The organism is Kordia periserrulae, assembly GCF_003054265.1.
GTDB lineage: Bacteria > Bacteroidota > Bacteroidia > Flavobacteriales > Flavobacteriaceae > Kordia > Kordia periserrulae.
On sequence record NZ_QBKT01000035.1, the window covers coordinates 1 to 1,179 of the forward strand.

General features: G+C 40.8%; 2 protein-coding genes. Both read left to right on the top strand.

Features of this window, described 5'->3' with window-relative positions:
- Window positions 1-106: 106 nt before the first annotated feature.
- On the top strand, window positions 107-838 hold the full coding sequence (locus tag C8N46_RS20740) for a hypothetical protein (RefSeq protein ID WP_108116884.1): 732 nt from the start codon (window positions 107-109) through the stop codon (window positions 836-838).
- 6 nt (window positions 839-844) lie between these two features.
- Window positions 845-1,179, top strand: a 335-nt coding sequence (locus C8N46_RS20075) for a carboxypeptidase-like regulatory domain-containing protein (RefSeq protein WP_146169921.1), incomplete at its 3' end; no start/stop codon positions are given.

The following is a 1,179-nucleotide window of genomic DNA, read 5'->3' on the forward strand; positions in this document are numbered from 1 at the left end:
GGCTTGTGATACTATCAAAAAGTCCAAAAGCGCTCACCTATTTACAGACCGAAAATGGATTTACAACCATCAAAGCATTTCTAGGAATTTAAAAATACAACAAGCGATGAGCAAATTAGGAAATCCAATCGTTACAGGCGTTATCGGCAATACCGTATCGAACAATGCGCTACTTATCGGCGGTACACTTGCAGCGGTATATGCTTGGCACAAAATCCCAAAATATCTAAAGCGCAAACGTGCCGAACGCTATGCACGTGCCAATATTGGAAATCCTGTAGTGACTGCCGCTGCCATCATTCATGAGTCTTTTGCGCGTATTGGATTCAAAGATGGACTCTTTAGTTACTTACTTCCTGAATTTGACATCTTTACCGATGAAGCAGCGCTGATGAATATTGCATCACAAATAGATGATATCAAACAAGTAGCACAGGCGTATGCCATTCTATTTGACAGGGATTTATTTACCGATACTCTAAACGGTTTATCCACCGATGAACTCTCAAGCTTTTACAACGCCATACGCGCACCAAGTTACAATACAAATCCGCAGATTGATAGCGGCTACTATTTGATTGGAGATTATCTGTATTGCGCTAAAAAGTCAGGGATTCAAGTACCGCAAGTAGAATTGCAAAGTGACGGTTCATGGATAACCACAGAGAAACTCTACGGGAATTACAAACACAAAGATTTTATCGGAGAAGTGATTGCCACAGATATCTATACCCCTGAAAACAAACGCTATTACCTTGTTCAATGGTGTGCAATATGGGGATTGTGGTGCTATCAGGGAGTCGTGTGGAGCGACCAAGTTATTAATTATAAAATATAAAAGAAAATGAGTCAATTCAATATCAACAGCGTTTGCACAGAATATAGTACAGGCATCCGCGTAGAAGGACAAGTATTTGACGCAACAACCAATGAAACCTTGCCTTTTGCCAATGTGTATGTCGATGTAGATACCACCGTTGGAACGGCAACGGATATGGACGGAAACTTTAGCATACAAGTTCCCAAAGGAACTACCCTTGTGGTGAGTTTTGTAGGATACCATCCGTTTAAATTCATGGCAGAGGAAGGATTTACAGAGGTCTATCTGCAAACAGATGACCAGCTTGATACCGTTGTCATTCACGGACAAAACAAAAAGAAGAATTACAATTGGCTTTG

Excerpts from the sequence above, each read along its gene's own strand:
- C8N46_RS20740 (WP_108116884.1), top strand. The coding sequence starts at position 107 with ATGAGCAAATTAGGAAATCCAATCGTTACAGGCGTTATCGGCAATACC.